We start from the raw sequence: 21,665 nt of genomic DNA, 5'->3' as shown, positions 1-21,665 counted from the left end.
ATAAGACCCGATAAAGTAAATTGGTTTTTATCGGGTCTTATATTTACTCTTCCACCTGTTCTGATTTGACCAGGGGCTCTTCTTTTGGAGTAACAGCAGACGGCTCATTCATATGCTGCAGGGATACGCCAAGTTTATCCAAAGTAATAAATTTCAGCAGTGTATCCATTACAGTTCCGGTTCCGCCAGCACCGCTCCCATTTTCTCCGCTCCCCATCTGCACAACTGTTTTCGGAACGATATCAACAGTCGCATTTTTAACAGCATCAGCCAGCTTATCCGTAATCTCCTGAATCACCCGGTATTCAGCTCCGCCATAAGCTTTTACCTGTGCCTCAATGGCCTGGGCTTTGGCTAATCCCACATTGGATTCCTTGGAAGCTTCCGCCTCGCCTTCCAGCTTGATTTTAGATGCATTGGCTTTGGCAAGAGCAATGATCTGATTGGACTCCTGCTCTGCACGGCTTGCAAGAGCTGCACCATTGTTTCCTTCAATCTCAATCTGAATCTTGGATTTGGTCAGGAAACTTTGCTGTTCTGCTACTGCCTGGGCTTCACGCAGGGATTTCTCACTTTCTGCCGCAGACTGCTGTTTTTGGTAGGTGACCTTTTTTTCCTCTGCAATCTGACGTTCCCGAAGCTGCATGAGAATATTCTCAATCTGAGTATCGGCTACTGTGGTTTTCGGTGTACCGATCAAAACTTCCTCAAGCTGAAGATTATATTTTTCAAACTTCTCTTTCATTTCAAGAACAGCCCGTTCACGAATGGCACTTCGTTCCTGAATCAGTTCGATGAGTGTCTTCGTCTGCGCCACATCTTTGAAATATGCACTGACCAGCGGATCTAGAGACTGGTTTACCAGCATCCCAATATCACCAAACCGCTGAATAACCCATGGTGCCTGCTTGTAGTCTATATGCATGACGACGGACAATGGAAGGGAAGGCTCAAAGGCATCCTTGGTGATAATATCCACTTCCGTAAGATTTTCATCATACTTATGGTCGCCGGTTTCGGTTTTGTTCCACTTTAAGATGATATTGGTGGTGGGAACAAGTACAACTTTGCCCGCATCGGTATTGAACGCATATTTTCCTGGCATCAGAGGTTTTTCCAGTACGCCCTTGGAACCTACGCTGACCAGTTCTCCGTGCTTATAGTTTTCTCCCGAGGTATCCACTCCCTCACTTCCAAAGAAAGAAACCACAACACCTACAAAACCAATGGGAACCACTGTTTTGGGGCGGAATTCAACGGTGGCAAAAAGACGATTGATATAATAAGTACCATCTGTCAAAATCTGGATCTGTTTTCCCCGCCTTCCGCCAAGCTCCAGAAACTTCTCCGGATCCTGAAAACTGGCATGGTCTTCTCCCACATCCGGAGCGATGATCTCTCCCTGGGAAATAGGGGTTCCATCATGCACTGTAACAATTCCCATCATGTCACTGGACTCACTGCCCCCTCTGCCCATAATTACCACGGGTGAGAAGCCTTCTCTTTCAGCCAGGGTTTTCTGCATGCTGACCAATTCGTTACGCTCCTGCTTTAAATTGCTGGAAATGGATTTGATTGCGCTGGGCGTAATTACAATGAATTGTGCCAGATTGATGGCGTAGGTACCCTCTCTTAAGATTCCCCTCTGTGGTCCACGCTGTCCGCCATTTTTTAAGAATCCGGAAACATCCTGAAAATTGTTGGCTTCAGGCACAATCCGTCCCAGAGTCTGCACTGGGGATAGAGGGGCGCCGTCACGGGCAAATAAATAGGCAATCTGCCCCTGGGGAATGGTAATGAGCGGATATTTATGTATCTTGTACATCAGTACGGATTTGAAATGGATACCTCCCCTCAAAAGTCCAGGAGCATACCCGGCTTCTCCGTTTAAGGCAATAATGGAATCCTTCAGTGATCCCTTAAGACTCCACCACTTTTCTACCACTGCTACCTCGTTTGAGTTGATCACTCTTAATCCAAGTATCTTGAAAATAAACAGGTAAAGCAACACAATTGTTCCTACTGAAATTCCCGCCAATGTCAGCCATTCTTCCATGAGTAATTCCTCCTGTCAGCTATTATTGAGACTTTGCTCTCCATGATTAATGCCTCTTTTCTTCTGATTTTGAAAATCAGACCTGCTATGTAACTGTTATTCCATGAAATAAAAAAAATTCCTGATTGCAACTGTTCACTGCAGGTTTGTAACAAATGCCAAATTCTCTAAATATCATCAATGTACATTTACACTATTAATTGCCTGGTAATCGTAACAATATAAATATTTAAAGCCTTAGAAAAGTCGGCCTGCGATTGCGGGAGCAAGGGGGAATTGTTTTTAGTTTAACATATTTTTTTGCAATCTGAAAGAAGACTTTTATTATTTTAATAAGAAATACTACTCGCTTACAGTCACGGTCACCGTCCCCGCCGCGCCATCCACCGTTATCATTTGTCCGCTCTGGATCGTTCGTGTCGCGTTTTGGGCAGCCATGACTGCGGGGATTCCATATTCCCTGGCAACAATGCTTGAATGGCTGAGCGGACCGCCAATATCCGTTACAATGGCACTTGCCAAAGAAAATAATGGTGTCCATGCCGGAGTCGTGGTTACGGCAATTAACACGCTTCCAGGCTTAAAGCTTTCAAAATCTGCAGGGCTGTGTACGACACAGGCTGGTGCTGTAACAACGCCGGTGCTGGTGCCTATTCCCTTCAATATAATTATCCCATCTTTTTGGTACTGTGGCACATGGTACAAAGTCTTTTCATTCTTCTCCGGCAATCTGGAGGGAGGTACATAACCCTGGAATATTTTGAATTCTGCCTTTCTGGCAGGTATTGCCCCTCTCAAATCCGATAAAAGCATATTTTTATCCAACTGAATTACCAGTGAATCTAACTCTGATTTTGTGAGCCAGTATATATCATCCATATGTAGAATGGCTCCGCCTCGTATAAGGCGTTCTGAAATCTCCCTGAACATACTTCGAATCAGCGGATGCCCCAAACCCATCAGATATATAGCATCTTCACGCATGGGAGCCGTTTCCTGCGCCCAGTTAAGCAGCTTTAAAAATAGTGCTTTGGGGGGACCATCAATCAGCTTTAATGTGGCATCTTCTGCCTGTTTCCTATATTTTTCATATATTGACTGGCGCAAAAAGGGGCTATCCCCGTTCCCATCCATAAATGATTTTATGGATTCCAGCGTTGGAGTAAGCATTTCCTGTGGTGTTGGATAGGAAAAATCAAATTCATAAGCGGTGCGGCCAAACTCTTTGAAATACAGATTGATTCGGTTTTTCCATTCCACCCACACTTCCTCAGTGACTCCTGCTGGTGCAGCTGGAGATATGGTATCTCTCTCTATATTTATTGTGGAATTGTTTTGCAGATAATGATTAAGGGAGTTATTTTTCTTTGCCCATTCCGAGATCTTCCATAGACTCTTTTCCGATTGCAGAGAAATGGTATCAAAACCAAGCAGGAATACAGAAGTATTTGTTATACCGGCACGGCAAACTGTTCCAGTAAATAATTTTTTAAATAATGCTTCGCTGAGGGAAGCTGCGGGCAGAGTAAGCTGGATTTTTGTAAAATAAGTACATGCCGCGAAAAATACAGTCTGAATTCCCTCCATCAATTGATGGGCGGTCAGCGTATGCAAAGGTTTTTTTCCCCATTCGTTTACCACTGATTCAAATTCTTTCCGCGCTGCTTTCCAGCGAGGGATACTGTTGGTCAGTGTCTTTCGCAGGGCGCGGGGAGAAAGTGATTTTGCAGCAATAAGAAGGGGCTTTGATTTTGCAGATAGATAGACATATCCATTAATCACCGTATATGCCCCGTTCTGGGGCAGCAGTTTTTTTGCACTCTTCTCAAACATATCAGCCCATAAAAGTGCCGATGCACGGTTAATGATTTCAAGTCCAAGCGTGGCAAATAAAGGTGTGACAGGATTTGGCAGATGTTCTGCCAGACTGCCCTTTGTGTATATCACATCTTTTTCCGGCAGCACCCACTCCGGTGGCAGGACCGTAATCGGACGAGCCTGGACAATATATAAATTGTTCTTTTCCATTGCCCACTCTACATCCATAGGCATTTTATAATACGTTTCAATTTTCTTTCCAAGCTTTGCCAACCGCATAACCTGGTCCCCGGTCAGTGTATGTTTTTTCCTTAACTTCGCAGGAGTTGGAATTTCTTCCGTACCGTTTGAGGTGCGAACCGTCATGATCTCTTTATCTGCTGCCTTATATGAAACAATTCGTCCGTTATTCTTATCCACAATAATGGTATCTGGTGTCACTAAACTGGATACCACTGCTTCACCGAGCCCCCAGGCCGCATTAATAACCATCTCTCCCCGCTTGCCATTAATCGGATTTTGAGTAAACATAACGCCTGCACCATTGGAAAACACAAGTTTTTGCACTACCACAGCAATTGAAACCTGCTCCTGTTTTATATGATTCTTCATGCGGTAAGCAATCGCGCGGGCTGTCCACAGAGAAGCCCAGCACCGCTTTACAGCATCAAGGACCTGGTACTCTCCCAGTATATTAAGATAGGTATCCTGCTGTCCTGCAAAAGAAGCCTCCGGCAGATCTTCGGCTGTTGCAGAAGAACGGACAGCAACTGGAATGCTTCCTAATTCCGCATAAGCCAAAAGAATCGCTGTTGCAACTTCTTCTGGCATTTTTCCTTTATGAAAAAGCATTCCAATCTGGGCAGATGCAACTTCCAGCTGGGTGGAATCAGTAAAATGAACTTCCTCCAATAATTGATTTATGTAAGGCTGTATATGGTTGATTTCAACAAAGAGCCGGTAAGAAGCTGTTGTTACATGAAAAGCATCTGGTACAGAAATTCCCGCCGTCAGAAGTTTTGATAAAGACATACCTTTTCCACCAACCATTTCAATAGTCGCTTTCGTTTGCGCAAGGGGCAGTGTATATTCAATCATAGTCCTTCCCCCCATTCATGATTCCGTGGAGAAATATACTCATTGTTTCATTAAGCATTTCCTCCATGCTGCCAGACGGCCGGGATGTATAAACAATTGCTATAACGGAATTTAGCAGCAAACGTGTCATAAGGGCGGCATCAGTCCTGCGGAAAACGCCTGCAGCCACTCCATTTTCGATCACTGATTGAATACTATCCTGATATTTATAACGTGCGGCTTTCAGTCTTATTCGATAACTTTCTTCTAAATAGTCAGATTCCGCATTTAACCACATCAGCACAGATCGATACTGTTTTGGAACGTTCAGATGATTCTGCATGATTTTTCTAAGGCACTGCTCTGGAGAGGATTCTTCAGAAATAATTTTGTGTATAATTTGTATGTTCTCTTCTATTACCTTCTCAAATGCATATACAACGATCTCGTCTTTGGTTTTGAAATAATCATACAAACTGGACTTTCCCATGTTTGCTAAAACCGCAATTTCCCGCATCGATGTTTTCTGAAATCCATTTTCAGCTATGAGCCGCAAGGCAACACCGATAATTTCTTCCCTACGTGCTTCCTGCTGTTGGGGTGAAAGCATAATTCCTTTTGGCATGTGATAATACCTCCTTGTAACGACCATCGGTCGCTTCTTATACATTTATTATATAGCGACTATTGGTCGCTTGTAAAGATAATTTTATTTATTTTAGAAGAAATTAAAAAAGAAGATTTCAGCGGACAATGATTTTCCGTTAAAATCTTCTTGCTTTTCTATTAATTCTTAATTTTTAACAACTGAAGGAAATTATCTGCTAAATAGTTTAACTTGTCCCTGCTTGTTGATGTCCTGGTATATACCCGGATACCAAGTAATGTACAATGCAGAATTTCTCCCAATGCCTCCGCACTTAAACCGCATGAGAATTCGCCGGACTCCTGTCCTTTTCGGACTAAATCTCCCATAAGCTTTTCTGATCGGGCGAATACGGCTTCTATCTTTTCTTCTACCTCTTTATCCCTAAGAGCCAGTTCAGTGGCAGCGTTTACGATAAAACACCCCCATGGTCTCTCATTTGTGCCATTAATCATGATATCAAATATACTTTTAATACCCTCATTTGCAGTATCTGCCTGTGATATCACAGTTTTTAATCTCTCAGAGATACTGACACTATAGTAATCGATAGCCTTTAGATACAGCGCATGCTTATCCCCAAACGTGTCATACAGACTTTTTCGATGAATCCCCATGTACTCTACCAGATCGCTCATAGAAGTTTTTTCATATCCCTGTTTCCAAAACAATTCCATCGCTTTCTGGAGAACAGCTTCTTCTTCAAATTCCTTGTTTCGCCCCATCTGATCACCTCCCAATATTTATATGGTATCTTTTATTGAACCGGCGGCTTCCTGTCTATTCCTGATAAAATGTAACAGATACCGGCTGTCTTTCAGTAAAACGTTTGTAGCTGTACTTGGGATAGCCTACCATGACACAACCTGTAATCTGTTTTTCTTCCGGGATATTTAGTAGCTTAAGCATAGGGGAACCTTCACTTCGTGCACAAATTTCCAATAATCCAGCCCAACAAGATCCCAGATCCAGAGATGGAGCAAATAATTCAAGATAAGTTAAAGAGAAAATGGAGTTTTCTCTGCCATGAGAAAAGTTTTTATCCGCTAATGCCAGTATGATACTGGGCGCGCTTCTTAATATTGTATCTACCTTATTTTCTCTGTATCCCTTTGTAATTCCATTCAGTATTTTACCATAGATTTCATGATTTTCAACCCAGTTCACATATTCTTCTACTACTGCTTCAATCTTTTCCTTATCGTCTACAATTAAGTATGAAATTCCTTGTGTATTACTGGCAGTGGGAGCTAAATTGGCCACCTCAACCAGCTGAAGCAGCTTTTCTCTTTCCACTGGTTTATTTTTATAGGAACGTATGGAACGACGTGTGCGGATAAAATTCTTAGCTTCCTGTGGGCTTAATTTTGGCATATCTCCAATTGCACTTTGTTGTGCAAGGGGTGATTTCACGTTGTCCATGGCTTCCTTTGGACAAATGGCAACACAATGACCACAGGCAATGCAGCCTTCCGGGTTCACCTCTACCGGACCAGATGACTCCATTTTTATAATTGCTTTTGGACATTCCTCCGCACATAACCCGCATTTAATACAGCTTTCTTCATTTACAGTTATTAGACCCATTTTAATCTGCTCCTTATGATATATTTTACGGTTTCAAATTGTAGAACGATCGTTCTTAATTCGTCCTAAGTATATCTTTTCTAGAATGATTAGTCAAGTATTATTTTACCCATGTCCGGTTTTCAACTGCATTCCCATGTCCGAAATAAATCATGAGCCTGCCCATATTGGATATTTTCTTTGCACTCTTTTGCATTTGTTCATAATTTTCATACAATAACGAAATTCCTGGTGTAAAAAAATTCATTAATGCATCACCAGCCAATAGACTTTGGTCACTTAGCCTAATTCCAATGGATCCCTGAGTATGTCCGGGCAATTCGATTATCTCTCCATCGATCCCATATTTCAGCAGTTGATCCCCCTCCTTTAGCATAACGTCTGGCATAAAAGTTGGAATTTTTGCGTATTTTGCACTCATAACTGAGAATAAGCTTATTATATTGCCTGGAAATCCTGTTGATTTCATTACACGGCATAAATTATTCTTTATTAGCGCTACATCTTTTTCGTGCATGGCGATAGGAACCTGCAGTTGTTTTGCAAGATATGCTGCGTTTTGTATATGATCAATGTGACCATGGGTAAGTACGATAAGTGTTACGTTTTTTCCTTCGCACGCATTTAATATTTTTTGTTCATTTCCCTTTAATCCCGTATCTACAAGGATTGATGAATCATTTTCTGAAACAAGATAACAATTTGATCCTGCTTTAATTTTTACAATATGATACATATATGTTTGCTCCCTTCACCCCAACTGCAAAACCAATTTTTTTATTATGGTAAGATTAATTATACATGTGATATGATGTTTTTATCAATGATACATTTTAATCAAAAACTGAGAAAGGATATGCTTATGCAAAAATATATTGCGTTGTTACGTGGTATTAACGTTGGCGGTAAAAATAAAATATCAATGCCAGAATTAAAAAAAATGTTTGAAGATTGTGGATATGGGGATGTTATCACCTATATCAACAGTGGAAATGTCATTTTCTCCAGTGAAAAGGAAGATAAAGAAGAATTTAAAAAGATCTGTGAATCTGCAATTGCGAACCAATTTAGTTTAAACATTATTGTTACAGTCATATCAGCCAAAGATTTATCCGCTGCCCTTTGCAATGCACCTGCCTGGTGGGATCACGATGAACAATCAAAGCATAATGCAATTTTTGTTATACCGCCTGCCACTGCAGCGGAGATTATCCAAGAGGTTGGCATTGCCAAAGAGGAATATGAACAGGTGGGTTATTACGGACAGGTAATATTCTGGTCAGCACCCATAAAAACATTTTCTAAAACAAGGTGGTCGAAGATCGTGGGGAAGTCAGCATATAATAGTGTCACAATCAGAAATGCAAACACTGCTAAAAAGCTATTACAGCTTACGGGTATGTAAGTATATGATAACCATCTCGATTTTCTTTACAAATAAACTTTCTTCTGATAATTGTGATATATTATTAATTGTTCAAGTTTTTAAACAGTTTGGAGGTGTCATGTGAAAGATACGTTGGAGGATATTGAACGATTAGAGGCCGAGTTTCAATCCTGTCAAACGATATTAACTGCTTTTGGGGATGAAATGCGGCAGCATATCCTTTGTATTATGTTAAAAAACGAGTGTTCCGGAAGCCGTGTTATAGAGATCGCGCAAAAAACAAATCTGTCCAGACCCGCGGTTTCACATCATATGCAGATTCTAAAAAATTCAGGTATCGTAAAATCAAGGAAAGAAGGGACCTGCATCTATTACTATCTTGATCCTGATGATAATACACTGGGGAGTCTGATTACTTTATTTTCAGATATTAAAAAAATTATGGAAGACGTGCCGGATCGGAGTGGTGAATTAATATGATACTTTATTTTACAGGAACAGGAAATAGTTTTTATATAGCAAAGAAATTATCAGCAGCATTACAGGATGAATTATTGTGCATAAATGACAGAATTAAGAAAAATGACAATACACCGGTAGAATCACATAAACCACTTGTGTTTGTCTTACCAACCTATGCGTGGAGAATTCCTAAAGTTGTTGAAGAATGGATTAACCGAACGGAGTTTTCACCAAATGCAGATGCTTATTTTGTCATGAATTGTGGCAGCGACATTGGAAATGCGGAAAAGTATCTCATAAGACTATGTCAAACCAAGACGTTCTCTTTTAAGGGTGTAAAGGAAATCATTATGCCAGAAAATTACATTGCTCTTTACGATGCGCCAGAAGCCCCAGAGGCAAAACGTATCATTCAGCATGCTGAGCCAGCCATTGAGGATTGTGTGAATGTAATTTTACATAATTCTATCTTTGAGAAACCAACCCCATCTGCTGCTGACAGGATTAAGAGTTCCATTACCAATCCTGTGTTTTACCGTTTTGTAGTAAAAGCGGATAAATTTAAAGCAGATGAGAAATGTATTGGTTGCGGCAAGTGCAAGGCAGTATGCCCTTTGAACAATATTGAATTAAAAGAAAATAAGCCTGTCTGGGGTAACAATTGCACGCACTGCATGGCTTGTATCTGTAAATGTCCGGTTGAAGCCATTGAATATGGTAAAAACAGCACAGGGAAACCACGTTATCAATGTCCTTTATAAAAATCAGAATAGTAAAAACAGACATTTTCTAAATGAAATACCATGTCAGGTAGATTTTCATTATAGAAAACGTCTGTTTTTTAATTGTGATTCTTTAGCAGCACACGATCTCTTTTATTATCAAGTCATCGCCCTCTAAAATTTCCATATCACTGCTACCGCAGTCAGGACAGGATAAATCACTGTAAACGGCATTGAATACTCTGCCGCACCCTTTGCACTTTACAATACCTGGAATGACAATAAGCTCCAGCTCTGTTTTTTCCATAAAGGTCTTATAGGAAGCAGCAGGCCAGCTCTGCTCCAAATATCTGGGAACAATACCGGAAAGCTCGCCTACCTCAATGACAAGTTTACTGACCTCCGTCACGTTCTGCTCTTTTACGATACGCTCAATGGTATGTACCATTGAGTTTAGTACACCAAGCTCATGCATCTTACCTCTCCTCTTCTGTTCAGCTTCTGTTGACGACGCTTTCTTTGAGAGTTGTGGCAGCAATCTTTCCAGTACGTACAATTGCATTTGTTGCGATCTTGACAGGAAGTTTTTCATAGGTATTGGGAACTGTATCATAAGTCCGTTCCAGACTGATTGCATCAAATTTACATTTGGTGGTACATAAGCCGCATCCAATACACTTGTAGCTGTCTATTTCTACCGTTCCGCATCCAAGGCAGCGTTCCGTCTCTTTCTTTAACTGCTCCTCTGTAAAGGTCATTCGTTCATCCTGGAATGTACCTTTTTTCTCAGGAGAATGGCCCGGTCTCTGGCGGGGTGTCATATCAAAATCCTGTATCCCGATTGCAATGTTATTCTTGTCAAATGCGTGATATTCACGGCGGTCACGACCAAATACAAGAGACTGACCAGGCTGTACATAACGGTGAATGGAAATGGCACCTTCTTTTCCCGATGCAATGGCATGAATTGCAAATTTAGGACCGGTGAAGCAGTCTCCGCCTACAAAAACGTCAGGCTCTGCTGTCTGTAATGTGAGGCTGTCAGCGTATGCATTCCCGCCTCGTCCCAGTTCCACACTGCTGCCGGAAAGAAGTCCGCCCCATTCTATGGACTGACCGACAGAAAGCAGGACTGAATCAGCTTTTACAATGATCGTATCGTTTTCATCATACTTAGGGGCAAAACGGTGGTCTGCATCAAAGACACTGGTGCACCGTTTCAATTCCACTCCGGTTACCTTACCATCTTCCGTCAGAATACGCTTAGGTCCCCAGCCATTGTGGAAGGATACGCTGTCTTCTTTCGCCTCTTCAATTTCCTCTGGTAATGCCGGCATTTCACCAGGACTTTCCAGACAGTAAAGATGAATCTCTTCTGCACCCTGTCTTTTTGCAGTACGGGCCACATCAATGGCTACATTTCCACCACCGATCACAACTACGTTGCCGGATAATTCTGACTTTCTTCCAAGATTCACATCGCGAAGGAAATCAACACCAGAAATAACACCCTGGCCATCTTCCCCCTCAATACCAAGACGTCTGCCGCCTTGTGCTCCGATTGCCAGATAAAATGCTTCATATCCTTCTTCACGAAGCTGATTCAGGGTAATATCTTTTCCAACTTCAACTCCCGTTTTGAAGGAAACACCCATTTCCCGCAAGACATCAATTTCAGCATTAAGAACCTCTTTTTCCAGGCGGAACGAAGGAATACCAAGGGTTAACATACCGCCCAGTTTTTCTTCTTTTTCAAATACAGTTACCTTGTATCCGTCAATTGCCAGGTAATAAGCACAGGAAAGTCCGGAAGGACCAGAACCAACCACAGCGATTTTATTGCCCAGATTATAACGCATGGGCGGTATATAGCGAACCGATTCATCCAGTTCTTTATCCGCAATAAATTTTTTAATTTCATCAATGGAAACCGGTTCATCAATGTCTCCGCGGGTACATTCACTTTCGCATCCATGGGGACAGATCCGTCCGCAGACAGCAGGGAACGGGTTTTCTTTCTTTATCAGTTCCAATGCTTCCCGGTAACGTCCGGAAGCGGCAAGCTTTATGTATCCCTGTACGGAAATATGTGCCGGACAGGCTGTTTTACATGGAGAGGTACCTTCTTTAGAAACGTCTTTCCGGTTCTCCCGGTAATCCACATTCCAGTTGCTCTCTTTCCAGATATGGTCGCGGGCAGTCGGTTCTGCCTTTATGGAGACAGGTGTTTTGGAGCAAAGCTTTTGTCCAAGTGTTAACGCATTCACGGGGCAGTTCTCCACACACTGTCCGCAGGCCACACAATTTTCCTTCTTAACCCTGGCGGTAAAATTGGAACGTATGGAATCCGGAGTATTAAAAAGAGTTGCAAGACGCAGAGAAAAACATGCGCAGCCACAGCAGTTACAGATTGCCGCTGATTCACCCAGTCCGTCGGTATGGGGCATTTCATGCATCAGGCCGTTATTTTCTGCGAATTTAATAATTTCCTTTGCTTCTTCCCGGGTAATCTGACGGCCTCTGCCTGTCTTGATATAATATTCAGCACCTTCTCCCATCTGAATGCAGATATCTTTTTCCAGGTGACCGCAGCCCTCCTCAATCACACGGCGTGACTGGCGACAGGAGCAGTCAGATACGGAAAATGTATCATACTTATCCAGATAGTAGGAAAGATGTTCCCATGGTTTTGTGCCTTTAATATCCTTGATGGCTTCTTCCACAGGAATTACTCGCATCATTGCCATTCCCTGAGGGAATTTGGCAGCCATGGGTGCAAGACGAAGCCTGGTATATTCTTCAAACGCTTTTCCAATTTCCGGATGTTCGTTTAACTGTTCCCGGTTATTTACCATCATCTCCAACATGCCGGGAGCAAAGATATTTACGAAATAGCGGTCTTTCTGATCTTCCTTATCTTTCCATACTTTGGCAACACCGGTGTAAGCCAGCTGATCTAAAAGGGCCATTGTTTCATTCTTACTTTTTCCGGAACGTTTTGCTATGTACTCGAAGGTACGGGGTTTGCGCAGTCCGATAATCATGGCAATATCAGCCATGTCATCGGTTACAACACAGTCCAGTGAATAGTATTCGGGAGAATTTTCATCAATCTTGTTCATGACTCCTGCAATACCGCCCACCATTTTAGCAAGCTTTACTATTTTCGGTCTTAATTCACTCATAATTCCCTTTCCCGCGCTTATGTCGCGCATTCGAAGTTTTTTATCTATCTTATTTGTTATTCACACCAGGATTTTACCGCATTATGAAGCCAGTCGGTCCACTCCTTTATTCCTTCCTCTTTCAGTGCGCTGATGGGAATAATAATCGCATTCGGATTACGCAGGCGGATATTCTCTTTGCATTTTTCCAGATCAAAATTAAAATACGGCAATACATCCATCTTATTGATCAGTACCACATCGCAGATGGAAAACATGAGAGGATATTTTAATGGCTTATCATCTCCTTCCGGTACCGAAAGGATCATTGCATTCTTTACTGCGCCGGTATCAAATTCAGCCGGGCATACCAGGTTGCCCACATTCTCTAAAATTACAAGGTCAAGACCGTCAGGATCAAGGCCCTCCAGTCCCTGGCGGGTCATTTGTGCATCCAGATGACACATCCCTCCTGTATGAAGCTGAATGGCTTTTGCACCAGTCTGTGATATGGTCCGGGCATCTACGTCAGAATCAATATCTGCTTCCATAACACCAATCTTTAAGTCGTCCTTTAACCCATTAATGGTACGAACCAGAGTGGTTGTCTTACCTGCGCCGGGACTGGACATCAGATTAAGAAGAAATACCTTTTTCTCTTTTAATTCCTCACGAAGCTTTTCAGCCTGTAAGTTGTTGTCAGCAAAGACACTAGTTTTTATTTCCAGAACTTTAAAATCTTTCACGTGCCGCGCTCCCTTCTTTTTATTCACTCCTCTGCCATCCTTTTAGCCAAAAGGTGCATGGTGGTTTCTTATAAGTATACTGGTTCAGTCATAACAATATTATTATAAAATATTCTCAGTGTACTGGCAATAATGCAAAAAATAACTGTGATAATCACATATAAATTTGTTGAATTTTAGTAAGAATGTATGATAAAATAGGTTCAATCTCTGGTATGACCAGAGCCAGAATAAGGGGGAGAATATGGAATTTCAGAAACTGAGTGCTTTAAGCTTAAAAGAAATGTTTATTCATCAGATCCGTGATTTGATTTTATCCGGACAAATGCCAGTTGGAAGCCGACTGCCTTCGGAAAGGGAAATTGCAAGGCAGATGCAGGTGAGCCGTGCGGTTGTTAACAGCGGATTTTCTGAACTTGAAAAACAGGGCTTTTTAGAAGTCCATCCAAGGCAGGGTGTTTTTGTTGCAGATTACGGGAAGAACGGTAATATCAATACCTTGAATGCCATTATGGAATATCACGGAGATACCCTTGGTCAGGGTGATATATACTCAATTATTGAAGTGCGGCGGGCATTGGAACATCTGGCAACTGATTCAATTGTAAAAAATTCATCAAATGAAGATATTCTGGGTCTGGAAGGGTTGCTGGAAGAGGTTGCTGCTGCAAAAACTATTGATGATACGGTTCTTGCCACCTTTTCTTTTCATCACAAACTTTCGGTTATCAGCGGGAACAGTATTATTCCTTTGATTTACATATCCTTTAAACCTGTTGTGACACAGCTTTGGAAACGTTTTTGTATGAAATACGGAAAAGAAGCGCTCTATGACAGCGTACTTTGTTTGTATAAATGTATGAAAGAACGAGATGCTTTAGCCGCGAGGAGGTGCACAGACAAACAGCTGAATGAAGCACTGGAAGGCGGGCATCAGATTTTTTAATCGACTCATCAAAAGGCAGGACCGTTGCCGGTTGCCTGCCTTAAATTCTTTACTAAACTGTGTTATTGTTAAAACTGTCAACAATTACAACGATAATGTTATTGCTAAAGTTATCACTGAAGTTATCACTGAAGTTATTGCTAAAGTTATTATTTAAATTATCGATTATATTATCGTTTAAATTATCGATTATATTATCGTTGAAATTATCGTTGAAATTATCATTAAAGTTATCGTTGAAGTTATTATTAAAGTCATCATCAGATTCTGATGAATACCTGCAACCAGGCCTGCGCCCCCTATCGGAACCATTCTGTGAAGCTTCTCTGAATCGGCGTTCACACCATTCACGATTTTCATCACGATCAGACTCGAAACTACGTCTACAACATGCACATCTACAGCAACACATATAAATCACTCCTTTCTAAGTAGGATACACTATATTTTATGCTGGAGTTAGACAAGTCGTGATTATCCATACTTTACCGATATTATTCCCCCATTGTTCAGCCCGTTTTCATTGGCATTTAGCACCTTCATACACTTGTATACCCCCCCTTAACTTTCACTAAAAAAGAACACAAGGCTTTTATTCCCTGTGCTCATATGGTTTCTTAAATTGTCTGAAACAGTCAATCCATTCATGCTTTAACATATGTTGTTCTGGATGCTGCACTTTTACGAAAACGTTCCGTTGGCTTTTTATCAAAATACCCACAGAGAAGAACTCCTGCCAATTTTTCATCAGGTTTCAGTTCAAGACTTTTACTGATTTGAGGAGCGTACATATAGGATTGTGTTTTCCATACAACACCAATCTCCTTTTCCCAGGCTGCTAATTGAAAATTCTGAATCAATGCACTCACTGATGCAGAAACCTCATCCATAATCTTCTGATTGCGGTCCAGTTTTCCCACCACTGCAATGGCGACAGGAACCGTACGAAGATACGTTTTAAGCTTCTCTCCATATTCTTTTCTTTCCGGCAGAGAAAGTGCCTGAAGAATCATATCTATTAACCGCTCCATTCCATTTTCTGAAAAAACAATAAACCTCCACGGCTCAGGTATCCCATGATATGGCGCCCAGACAGAAGTTTCCAACAGCTCTGTTATGGTATCAAGAGATACTTTTTTATCATTGAATTCACGAATGGTACACCGTTCACGAATTATTTCACTTACAGTCATAAAGCAAAACCTCCTTCAATCAGTTTTTTCCGGCATCCTGTACGGCACACATAGCAGTATGCCATCACGGGGATCCTTAAGAATTTCAGCATCAACGCCAAAGATATCCTTAAGCATTTGTTTGTTCATAATATCCTTTGGCGTCCCAACACACATTGGTGTCCCATGCCTGATTGCAATGATATTATGTGCATAGCGCGTCGCCTGATTTAAATCATGAACCACCATTACAATTGTTCTATGCTGCTCCTGGTTTAATTTTTTAAGGAGTTCAAGTACATCCAGCTGATGAGACATATCCAAAAATGTGGTGGGTTCGTCCAGGAATAGTATCTCCGTCTGCTGGGCAAGAGCCATGGCAATCCATACCCTCTGCCGTTGCCCACCGGAGAGTTCATCGACAAAACGGCTTTCCAGCTCTAAGGTATTCGTAGTTTTCATCGCCCAGGTGATTATTTCCCGGTCCTCATCTGTTATATTTTTAAAACCTGTCTTGTGGGGGAAACGCCCGAAGCTTACCAGATCAAATACTGTCAATCCCTCCGGAGCCATAGGGTTTTGCGGCAGGAAGGCTAATTTCTTAGACACTTCCTTAACGGATTGGGTTTGAATTGATTTTCCATCTAAAAGCACCTGCCCGCTTTGGGGGGATAATAGTCTGGCAATGGTACGCAGGATTGTTGATTTTCCTGACCCATTGGCGCCGACCAGCGCAGTAATTTTTCCCGTCGGGATCTGCACATTGAGGTTTTCGACTACCACTGTTTTATCATAGGAAATGCAGAGCTGCTCCGTCTTAATTCTATATTCGTTCACGCTTTTAACCTCCTGTATTTATGCAATTACTTTAACTCCCCTCTCTCTTTGCTGTTCGCAGCAGAAGATAAAGAAAGTAAGGAGCCCCTATTACAGAGACTACAATTCCGGTTGGCATTTCGGAAGGGAGAAACATACTTCTTCCGATGGTATCGGCTATAAGAACCAGCAAGCCACCCACCAGTGCCGTAACCGGCAGAAGACGTTTGTGAACAGCCCCCACCAGTCTGCGTGATATATGAGTACTGAGCAATCCAACAAAACCTATATTACCGCCTGCCGCCACACAGGATCCGGCGAGAATTACAGAAAAGAGTATTGCAATCCCCTGCCGCTTCCGGACCGAAACCCCTAAACTAGCAGCCATGGAATCCCCCAATGGCAGAACATCAAGCGTGGAAGCCTGTGACAAAACAATTATAATAGATACTGTCACAAGGGGCAGCAATGTCACTACATAGGGCCACGTCACTCCCCATAGACTGCCAGCCATCCAATAGGCATAGGTCTGATATTCCTGCGGATTCAGTGACAAAGTAATTATGGTGGTAATGGCCTGAATTCCAAAATTTAAAGCAATACCAGTCAGCAGGAGCCGTGTGGAGGAGAGTCCTTTATTCCCATTTCTGGCAAGAAGATAGATTGTAAACGCCGCACCGATTGATCCCACCCAGGAAAGAATGGACATTCCGGCTGGTGATGGAGAATTCTTTGCAAAACCAGCTATGTATACCAGGACCACCAGCCCTGCTCCGGCATTGATTCCTAATATACCGGGATCCGCCATGGGATTACGGGTGACACTCTGAAGAATACAACCAGATACTGCCAGTCCTGCTCCCACCAGAACTGAGATTATAATGCGCGGCATTCTTAATTGAAACACCAGGAAACTCTCCTTTCCAGTCCCCTGATTTAACAAAGCCGGAAGTACCCGCTGAAAGGGCAAATGAATCGTCCCTGTCTGTACCCCGAGAAAGAATACCACAAGGAACAGCAGAAACAGGCTGAATATAACAACAACAGCTCTTTTCTTCGCTTTCGCCTCTGCCGAAAAAACATATTTTTTCTCTTGCATATCGTATCCCCTCACCCCTTCTTGCGTGCAAGCAATAGAAAAAACGGTACTCCTATTGCTGCAATAATAGCCGCTGCAGGTATTTCATGGGGCGGGTTGATACTCCTTGCCCCTAAGTCGGCGAGCACCACAAGAAGGGCACCCAGGGTGGCAGAACATGGAATCAACGCCCTATAATCAGTTCCTACAAGCTTTCTTGTAATATGAGGAATAACTATGCCGATAAAGCCTATATTTCCCACCATAGCAACAGATGACCCCGCAAGCAGCGTAACAGTGAGAAAGCAAAGCAGTTTCACGGTTTTTGTATTGATCCCCAGACTTGCAGCAATATCCTCGCCCATGCTCAGTGCCGTAATTGAGGGGGACAGCATAACAGACATTGCCATTGCCAGTACAAAACAGATGCCCACAATGATCACCTGGTTCCATCTGGCACCGGCAAGCCCGCCGGCATACCAGAATGCCAGATCCTGTCCAATCCCGCTGCGTATAATAAGGCCTTCACTAAGAGCAGTCAGAAACGCAGTGATTGCGGTGCCGATAAGAATAATCTGAAGCGAATTTTTTCTTGTCATCAGACTGATACCAATTACCATCGCCATTCCCATGCCGGCTCCAAGAAAGGACATAAATGCTATGCCAGTAAATGACAGCGAGGGCATGAAGACAAAGCAAACAGCAATCATGATACCGGCGCCTGCATTAATTCCAAGGATTCCTGAATCCGCAAGCGGATTTCTGGTAATCGCCTGCATAATTGCACCGCAGACAGCAAAGCCTGCACCGATCATTGCACCGCCAAGAACCCGTGGGAATCGAAGCTCGTGCATAATCTGATGGGATAAATTATTTTTATCAAAAGAAACAATACTGCTCCAGATCGTCTTGCTGTCAATATCTGCCACCCCATACCCTATTGAAAAGATCATAATTCCAAACAGCAGAAAAATACCGGGAATGATAACCGCAGCAGCAGGCACACGGCCTTTTACATAAGTTGGCGTTTTCTTTTTATTCATCACCATATGGATTACCTTAACATCATATCTTCGATATTATCAAGACGAATATTCAGGGCAATGGGATCAGAGCTTGCAAACCAGATATTCGCGTCCACAATTGCTGTGTTTTCTTTCTTTACTGCCTCCAGGCTTTGCCATACCGCAGATTTCTTTAGTTCCGCATATGCCTGCTGGCTTGTTTCATCAGGGCGGACAGCCAGTATTAAGTAATCCATATCAAGCTGCGGCAAGGCCTCCATGGAAATCGTTGCATTCCAGCCGTCTCCAAAATCAACAACTCCCTCACTGGCAGATGACCAATTCATATCACGGTAAAGATCTTTAAAATAGACCGAAGCAGGATTGAGAATTTGCAGCTCCTTGCCCTGTACACGCATGTAAGCAACCCTTGCTCCCTGTGGATACTTCTCCTTCATGTCCTGCTGCAGCTTGGAGCTGCGCTCATCATATTCTTTCTGCAGCACTGAAGCAGTCTCCTGTTTCCCCACCAGCTGGGCTACGGTATGAAAGGTCGCCCAGTCGTCGGTCGCTGACTCTAATAAAACTGTAGGAGCAATTGCTGACAATAATTCATATTGCTCCTTGTGAACTGATGCTACGCCAATGATTAAATCAGGCTCCAGTTCCATCAATGCTTCCAGATTAAGTGAATCTGTTTCACCAAGATCAACCGCACCAGCCAGATTATTTTTAAGATAATCCGGGAATCCGCTCTGAGTTGCAGTGCCCACTGGAATCGTATCCAGCGCAGCCAGATAGCCGGTTATACCAATTAGGGCGGAGGCGATTCGTTTTGGATTGGCTGGTATTTCTACCGGTCCCATAGCCGTTTCAACCATAACTTTATCAACTGCGGCGCCTGTAGTTTCGTCTGTTTCCGGTGTCTGTTTGCTGTTCGCGCAGCCGGATAAACACGCTACAACAAGAATAAAACAGAAAACCAGGGAAAATATGCGTTTCATATGTATACTCCATTCTATGCATTCCAGAGTGTTAGTCTTCGCTAACCTTTCGCTATTTTAGCATAGACTAACCGGCTCGTCAATCAATTATTATTTGCCCACAAACATTGCTTCCAGATTCCTTTCAAATATGGTATCCTCAATAAAAAAGCATACACAGTCAAGCGGTATCCCTACCAGACATGGTATACTGCAGGAAAAAAGGAGGTGCTTAAATATGCACGCATGGGAACAAATACAACAAACAGTCAATTATATTGAAGATCATTTAAATGAGGATATTAATATTGAGGATCTGGCAAAAACAGCTTGTCTGTCTCCGTTCTATTATCAACGCTTATTTAGCCGCCTTGTCAAAAAACCGGTCGCTGAGTATATCAAACTCCGCCGTGTGGCAAAGGCAGCAGACTGCTTACTCCAATCAGACATAAGAATCCTGGATATTGCATTAGAGCTTGGATTTACCTCTCACGAACACTTTTCCCGCACATTTAAAAACACCTTTGGTCTGACTCCAGATGAGTACCGCAAAAACCCACAGACTCTCAACCGTATGACAAAACCCCAGCTTCTGCTTCACTACACACTGGTAGATGAGGAAGTGCCGCTGATTACCGATGGTATTGTTCTGGAAATACACAGAAAAGAACTGAAAGAACCCGTTCATTATATGGGGTTAATAAAGGATGTACCAATCCATCATATAGACGGTCTTGGCCGGTATGCCTTATGAGCACGCAGAAATTCCAAGCGCTTTTAAGAGCTGGGAATTACCTGCCGGAGAATATATTATCTGCTCTTTTGAAGCCGAGAGTTTTGAAGCACTTGTTATGGATGCGCTTTATAAAGCCCAGCATTATATTTATAATACATGGCTTCCTAAACACAAATTGCAGACCGATGCTTTCTGCGCGGAACGCTATGCAAGCCATTCACCTGATACAACAAATATGGAGATCTGGCTCAGAAATCTCACCTGAACTGGTTTTAGCAAAACAGGAACAGCAAACCCCAAAAATAGTTGATATAATACAGTTACCGTACGGAGGAAAGGCAAGGAGATTATTTGGAATATAGTAAGACAATCGAACAAAGCATTCACTTTATTGAAAGGAATATAAAAGAAGAATTGACAGCGGAACAAATATCACTGCAGGCGGGATATTCCGTATTTCATTTTTGCAGAATATTTGCTGTCAGTCAAGGGATTCCACTTATGGAATTCGTCCGTAAAAAGCGATTATTGCTTTCCCGTGCAGACCTTCTTATTAGTAAAAAGATTATAGAGGTTGCACTTGATTACGGATTCGAAACTGCAAGCGGATATTCAAAAGCGTTTCGTAAAGAATTCGGTTATAGCCCTACTACCTATATTTCCAGAATGAGTGGCTGTGATGTGAAAGAAATTATAACAAATATAGGGGGTATTATTATGAATCCTGTTATTATAAAAAAACCGGCTTTTCTAGTGGCTGGCTATGGAATTAGCACAAGTATTGCAGAAAATTATACAAAGGATATCGCTGCATATTGGGATACCTATAATGGAGAAAATCTGGAAAGTAAAATGTATCAACAATTAAATCCGCCCAAACATGGGGAAGTTGGAATCTGTGTGCCTAATTCAGAAAATGGCAGCGCTGTTTATTTATTGGGTGTTATTGTTAATGACTTTGAAAAAGTTACTCCGGATATGATGACAATTACTGTACCAGAAGCAGAATATGCTGTTTTTACAACACCGCCTGTTAAAGAACTTCCTGCAGACCAGATTGATCATATTGACCCGTTTTCAACCGCTATAAAACAGACATGGAAATACATTTTTAACCAATGGTTTCCTTCCAGCAATTATGAATTTGATGAAACAAAGATGGATTTTGAATTTTATGACGAAGATGCAGTAATGGAAATTTATGTACCTGTCACCCACAAATCCATCTGACAGATTGAGTAAAACGTGGGCTGCCTGCTGTTTTA

21 protein-coding genes are annotated in these 21,665 nt (G+C 42.2%); 7 read left to right on the top strand and 14 right to left on the bottom strand.

The window, feature by feature from the left end:
- Window positions 1–43: 43 nt before the first annotated feature.
- The 6 genes from ACOAOT_RS05990 to ACOAOT_RS05965 all read right to left on the bottom strand — a co-directional run bounded on the left by ACOAOT_RS05990 (window position 44) and on the right by ACOAOT_RS05965 (window position 7,920).
- Window positions 44–2,056 carry an SPFH domain-containing protein gene (locus ACOAOT_RS05990; protein ID WP_420216157.1) on the bottom strand — a complete coding sequence of 671 codons (2,013 nt, stop codon included), beginning with the start codon at window positions 2,054–2,056 and terminating at the stop codon, window positions 44–46.
- 342 nt (window positions 2,057–2,398) lie between these two features.
- Window positions 2,399–4,972 carry a PEP/pyruvate-binding domain-containing protein gene (locus ACOAOT_RS05985; RefSeq protein ID WP_420216156.1) on the bottom strand — a complete coding sequence of 858 codons (2,574 nt, stop codon included), beginning with the start codon at window positions 4,970–4,972 and terminating at the stop codon, window positions 2,399–2,401.
- On the bottom strand, window positions 4,965–5,576 hold the full coding sequence (locus ACOAOT_RS05980; protein WP_420216155.1) for a TetR/AcrR family transcriptional regulator: 612 nt from the start codon (window positions 5,574–5,576) through the stop codon (window positions 4,965–4,967). Before ACOAOT_RS05980 ends, ACOAOT_RS05985 begins: the two co-directional genes overlap by 8 nt.
- A gap of 161 nt (window positions 5,577–5,737) precedes the next feature.
- Window positions 5,738–6,322 carry a TetR/AcrR family transcriptional regulator gene (locus ACOAOT_RS05975; RefSeq protein ID WP_420216154.1) on the bottom strand — a complete coding sequence of 195 codons (585 nt, stop codon included), beginning with the start codon at window positions 6,320–6,322 and terminating at the stop codon, window positions 5,738–5,740.
- Window positions 6,323–6,377: 55 nt separating this feature from the next.
- Window positions 6,378–7,184 carry a nitroreductase family protein gene (locus ACOAOT_RS05970; protein ID WP_420216153.1) on the bottom strand — a complete coding sequence of 269 codons (807 nt, stop codon included), beginning with the start codon at window positions 7,182–7,184 and terminating at the stop codon, window positions 6,378–6,380.
- Window positions 7,185–7,284: 100 nt separating this feature from the next.
- A complete protein-coding gene (locus tag ACOAOT_RS05965) occupies window positions 7,285–7,920 on the bottom strand; it encodes an MBL fold metallo-hydrolase (protein ID WP_420216152.1) in 636 nt (211 codons plus the stop codon).
- Window positions 7,921–8,046: 126 nt separating this feature from the next.
- On the opposite strand from ACOAOT_RS05965, the gene ACOAOT_RS05960 reads away from it, so the two are divergent.
- From ACOAOT_RS05960 to ACOAOT_RS05950, 3 genes are all read left to right on the top strand, one after another.
- Window positions 8,047–8,589 (top strand): DUF1697 domain-containing protein, encoded by a 543-nt coding sequence (locus tag ACOAOT_RS05960; protein WP_420216151.1) that lies wholly within the window; start codon window positions 8,047–8,049, stop codon window positions 8,587–8,589.
- A gap of 102 nt (window positions 8,590–8,691) precedes the next feature.
- On the top strand, window positions 8,692–9,051 hold the full coding sequence (locus tag ACOAOT_RS05955) for an ArsR/SmtB family transcription factor (protein WP_420216150.1): 360 nt from the start codon (window positions 8,692–8,694) through the stop codon (window positions 9,049–9,051).
- The gene (locus ACOAOT_RS05950) at window positions 9,048–9,794 is read left to right on the top strand and encodes an EFR1 family ferrodoxin (protein ID WP_420216149.1); all 747 of its coding nucleotides are present in this window, start codon (window positions 9,048–9,050) and stop codon (window positions 9,792–9,794) included. The genes ACOAOT_RS05955 and ACOAOT_RS05950 overlap by 4 nt, the downstream gene beginning before the upstream one ends.
- Before the next feature lie 94 nt (window positions 9,795–9,888).
- On the opposite strand, the gene ACOAOT_RS05945 is transcribed toward ACOAOT_RS05950, so the two are convergent.
- Genes ACOAOT_RS05945 through hypB form a run of 3 tightly spaced genes read right to left on the bottom strand, consistent with a single transcriptional unit; the run spans window position 9,889 to window position 13,665 of the window.
- Window positions 9,889–10,230, bottom strand: a complete 342-nt coding sequence (locus tag ACOAOT_RS05945; protein ID WP_420216148.1) for a hydrogenase maturation nickel metallochaperone HypA/HybF — start codon at window positions 10,228–10,230, stop codon at window positions 9,889–9,891.
- 19 nt (window positions 10,231–10,249) lie between these two features.
- Entirely contained in the window at window positions 10,250–12,940 is a 2,691-nt protein-coding gene (locus tag ACOAOT_RS05940; protein ID WP_420216147.1) for an FAD-dependent oxidoreductase, read from the bottom strand.
- A gap of 56 nt (window positions 12,941–12,996) precedes the next feature.
- Window positions 12,997–13,665 carry a hydrogenase nickel incorporation protein HypB gene (gene hypB / locus ACOAOT_RS05935; RefSeq protein WP_420216146.1) on the bottom strand — a complete coding sequence of 223 codons (669 nt, stop codon included), beginning with the start codon at window positions 13,663–13,665 and terminating at the stop codon, window positions 12,997–12,999.
- Between the two features lie 244 nt (window positions 13,666–13,909).
- Between hypB and ACOAOT_RS05930 the strand changes: the two genes are divergently transcribed.
- A complete protein-coding gene (locus ACOAOT_RS05930) occupies window positions 13,910–14,611 on the top strand; it encodes a FadR/GntR family transcriptional regulator (RefSeq protein ID WP_420216145.1) in 702 nt (233 codons plus the stop codon).
- A 644-nt stretch (window positions 14,612–15,255) separates the two neighbouring features.
- Here the strand turns inward: ACOAOT_RS05930 and ACOAOT_RS05925 are convergent.
- The 5 genes from ACOAOT_RS05925 to ACOAOT_RS05905 are packed head-to-tail and all read right to left on the bottom strand — an operon-like array spanning window position 15,256 to window position 19,685.
- The gene (locus tag ACOAOT_RS05925) at window positions 15,256–15,804 is read right to left on the bottom strand and encodes a nitroreductase family protein (RefSeq protein WP_420216144.1); all 549 of its coding nucleotides are present in this window, start codon (window positions 15,802–15,804) and stop codon (window positions 15,256–15,258) included.
- A 15-nt stretch (window positions 15,805–15,819) separates the two neighbouring features.
- The gene (locus ACOAOT_RS05920) at window positions 15,820–16,620 is read right to left on the bottom strand and encodes an ABC transporter ATP-binding protein (RefSeq protein WP_104437151.1); all 801 of its coding nucleotides are present in this window, start codon (window positions 16,618–16,620) and stop codon (window positions 15,820–15,822) included.
- Between the two features lie 31 nt (window positions 16,621–16,651).
- The gene (locus ACOAOT_RS05915; RefSeq protein WP_420216143.1) at window positions 16,652–17,698 is read right to left on the bottom strand and encodes a FecCD family ABC transporter permease; all 1,047 of its coding nucleotides are present in this window, start codon (window positions 17,696–17,698) and stop codon (window positions 16,652–16,654) included.
- 11 nt (window positions 17,699–17,709) lie between these two features.
- The gene (locus ACOAOT_RS05910) at window positions 17,710–18,726 is read right to left on the bottom strand and encodes a FecCD family ABC transporter permease (RefSeq protein WP_420216142.1); all 1,017 of its coding nucleotides are present in this window, start codon (window positions 18,724–18,726) and stop codon (window positions 17,710–17,712) included.
- Between the two features lie 5 nt (window positions 18,727–18,731).
- A complete protein-coding gene (locus ACOAOT_RS05905) occupies window positions 18,732–19,685 on the bottom strand; it encodes an ABC transporter substrate-binding protein (protein WP_420216141.1) in 954 nt (317 codons plus the stop codon).
- Window positions 19,686–19,902: 217 nt separating this feature from the next.
- Between ACOAOT_RS05905 and ACOAOT_RS05900 the strand changes: the two genes are divergently transcribed.
- The 3 genes from ACOAOT_RS05900 (at window position 19,903) to ACOAOT_RS05890 (ending at window position 21,630) form a co-directional block, all read left to right on the top strand.
- Window positions 19,903–20,418 carry a helix-turn-helix transcriptional regulator gene (locus tag ACOAOT_RS05900; protein ID WP_420216140.1) on the top strand — a complete coding sequence of 172 codons (516 nt, stop codon included), beginning with the start codon at window positions 19,903–19,905 and terminating at the stop codon, window positions 20,416–20,418.
- A complete protein-coding gene (locus ACOAOT_RS05895) occupies window positions 20,408–20,665 on the top strand; it encodes a GyrI-like domain-containing protein (protein ID WP_420216139.1) in 258 nt (85 codons plus the stop codon). Before ACOAOT_RS05900 ends, ACOAOT_RS05895 begins: the two co-directional genes overlap by 11 nt.
- Window positions 20,666–20,751: 86 nt before the next feature.
- Complete coding sequence (locus tag ACOAOT_RS05890) at window positions 20,752–21,630, top strand: AraC family transcriptional regulator (RefSeq protein ID WP_420216138.1); 879 nt, start codon at window positions 20,752–20,754, stop codon at window positions 21,628–21,630.
- Window positions 21,631–21,665: the final 35 nt, after the last annotated feature.

It is taken from the genome of Lacrimispora struthionigena, from assembly GCF_048627165.1.
In the GTDB taxonomy this organism is placed as follows: domain Bacteria; phylum Bacillota; class Clostridia; order Lachnospirales; family Lachnospiraceae; genus Lacrimispora.
Note: the sequence above shows the minus strand (reverse complement) of the source record. Positions and strands in the feature narration are given on the sequence as shown.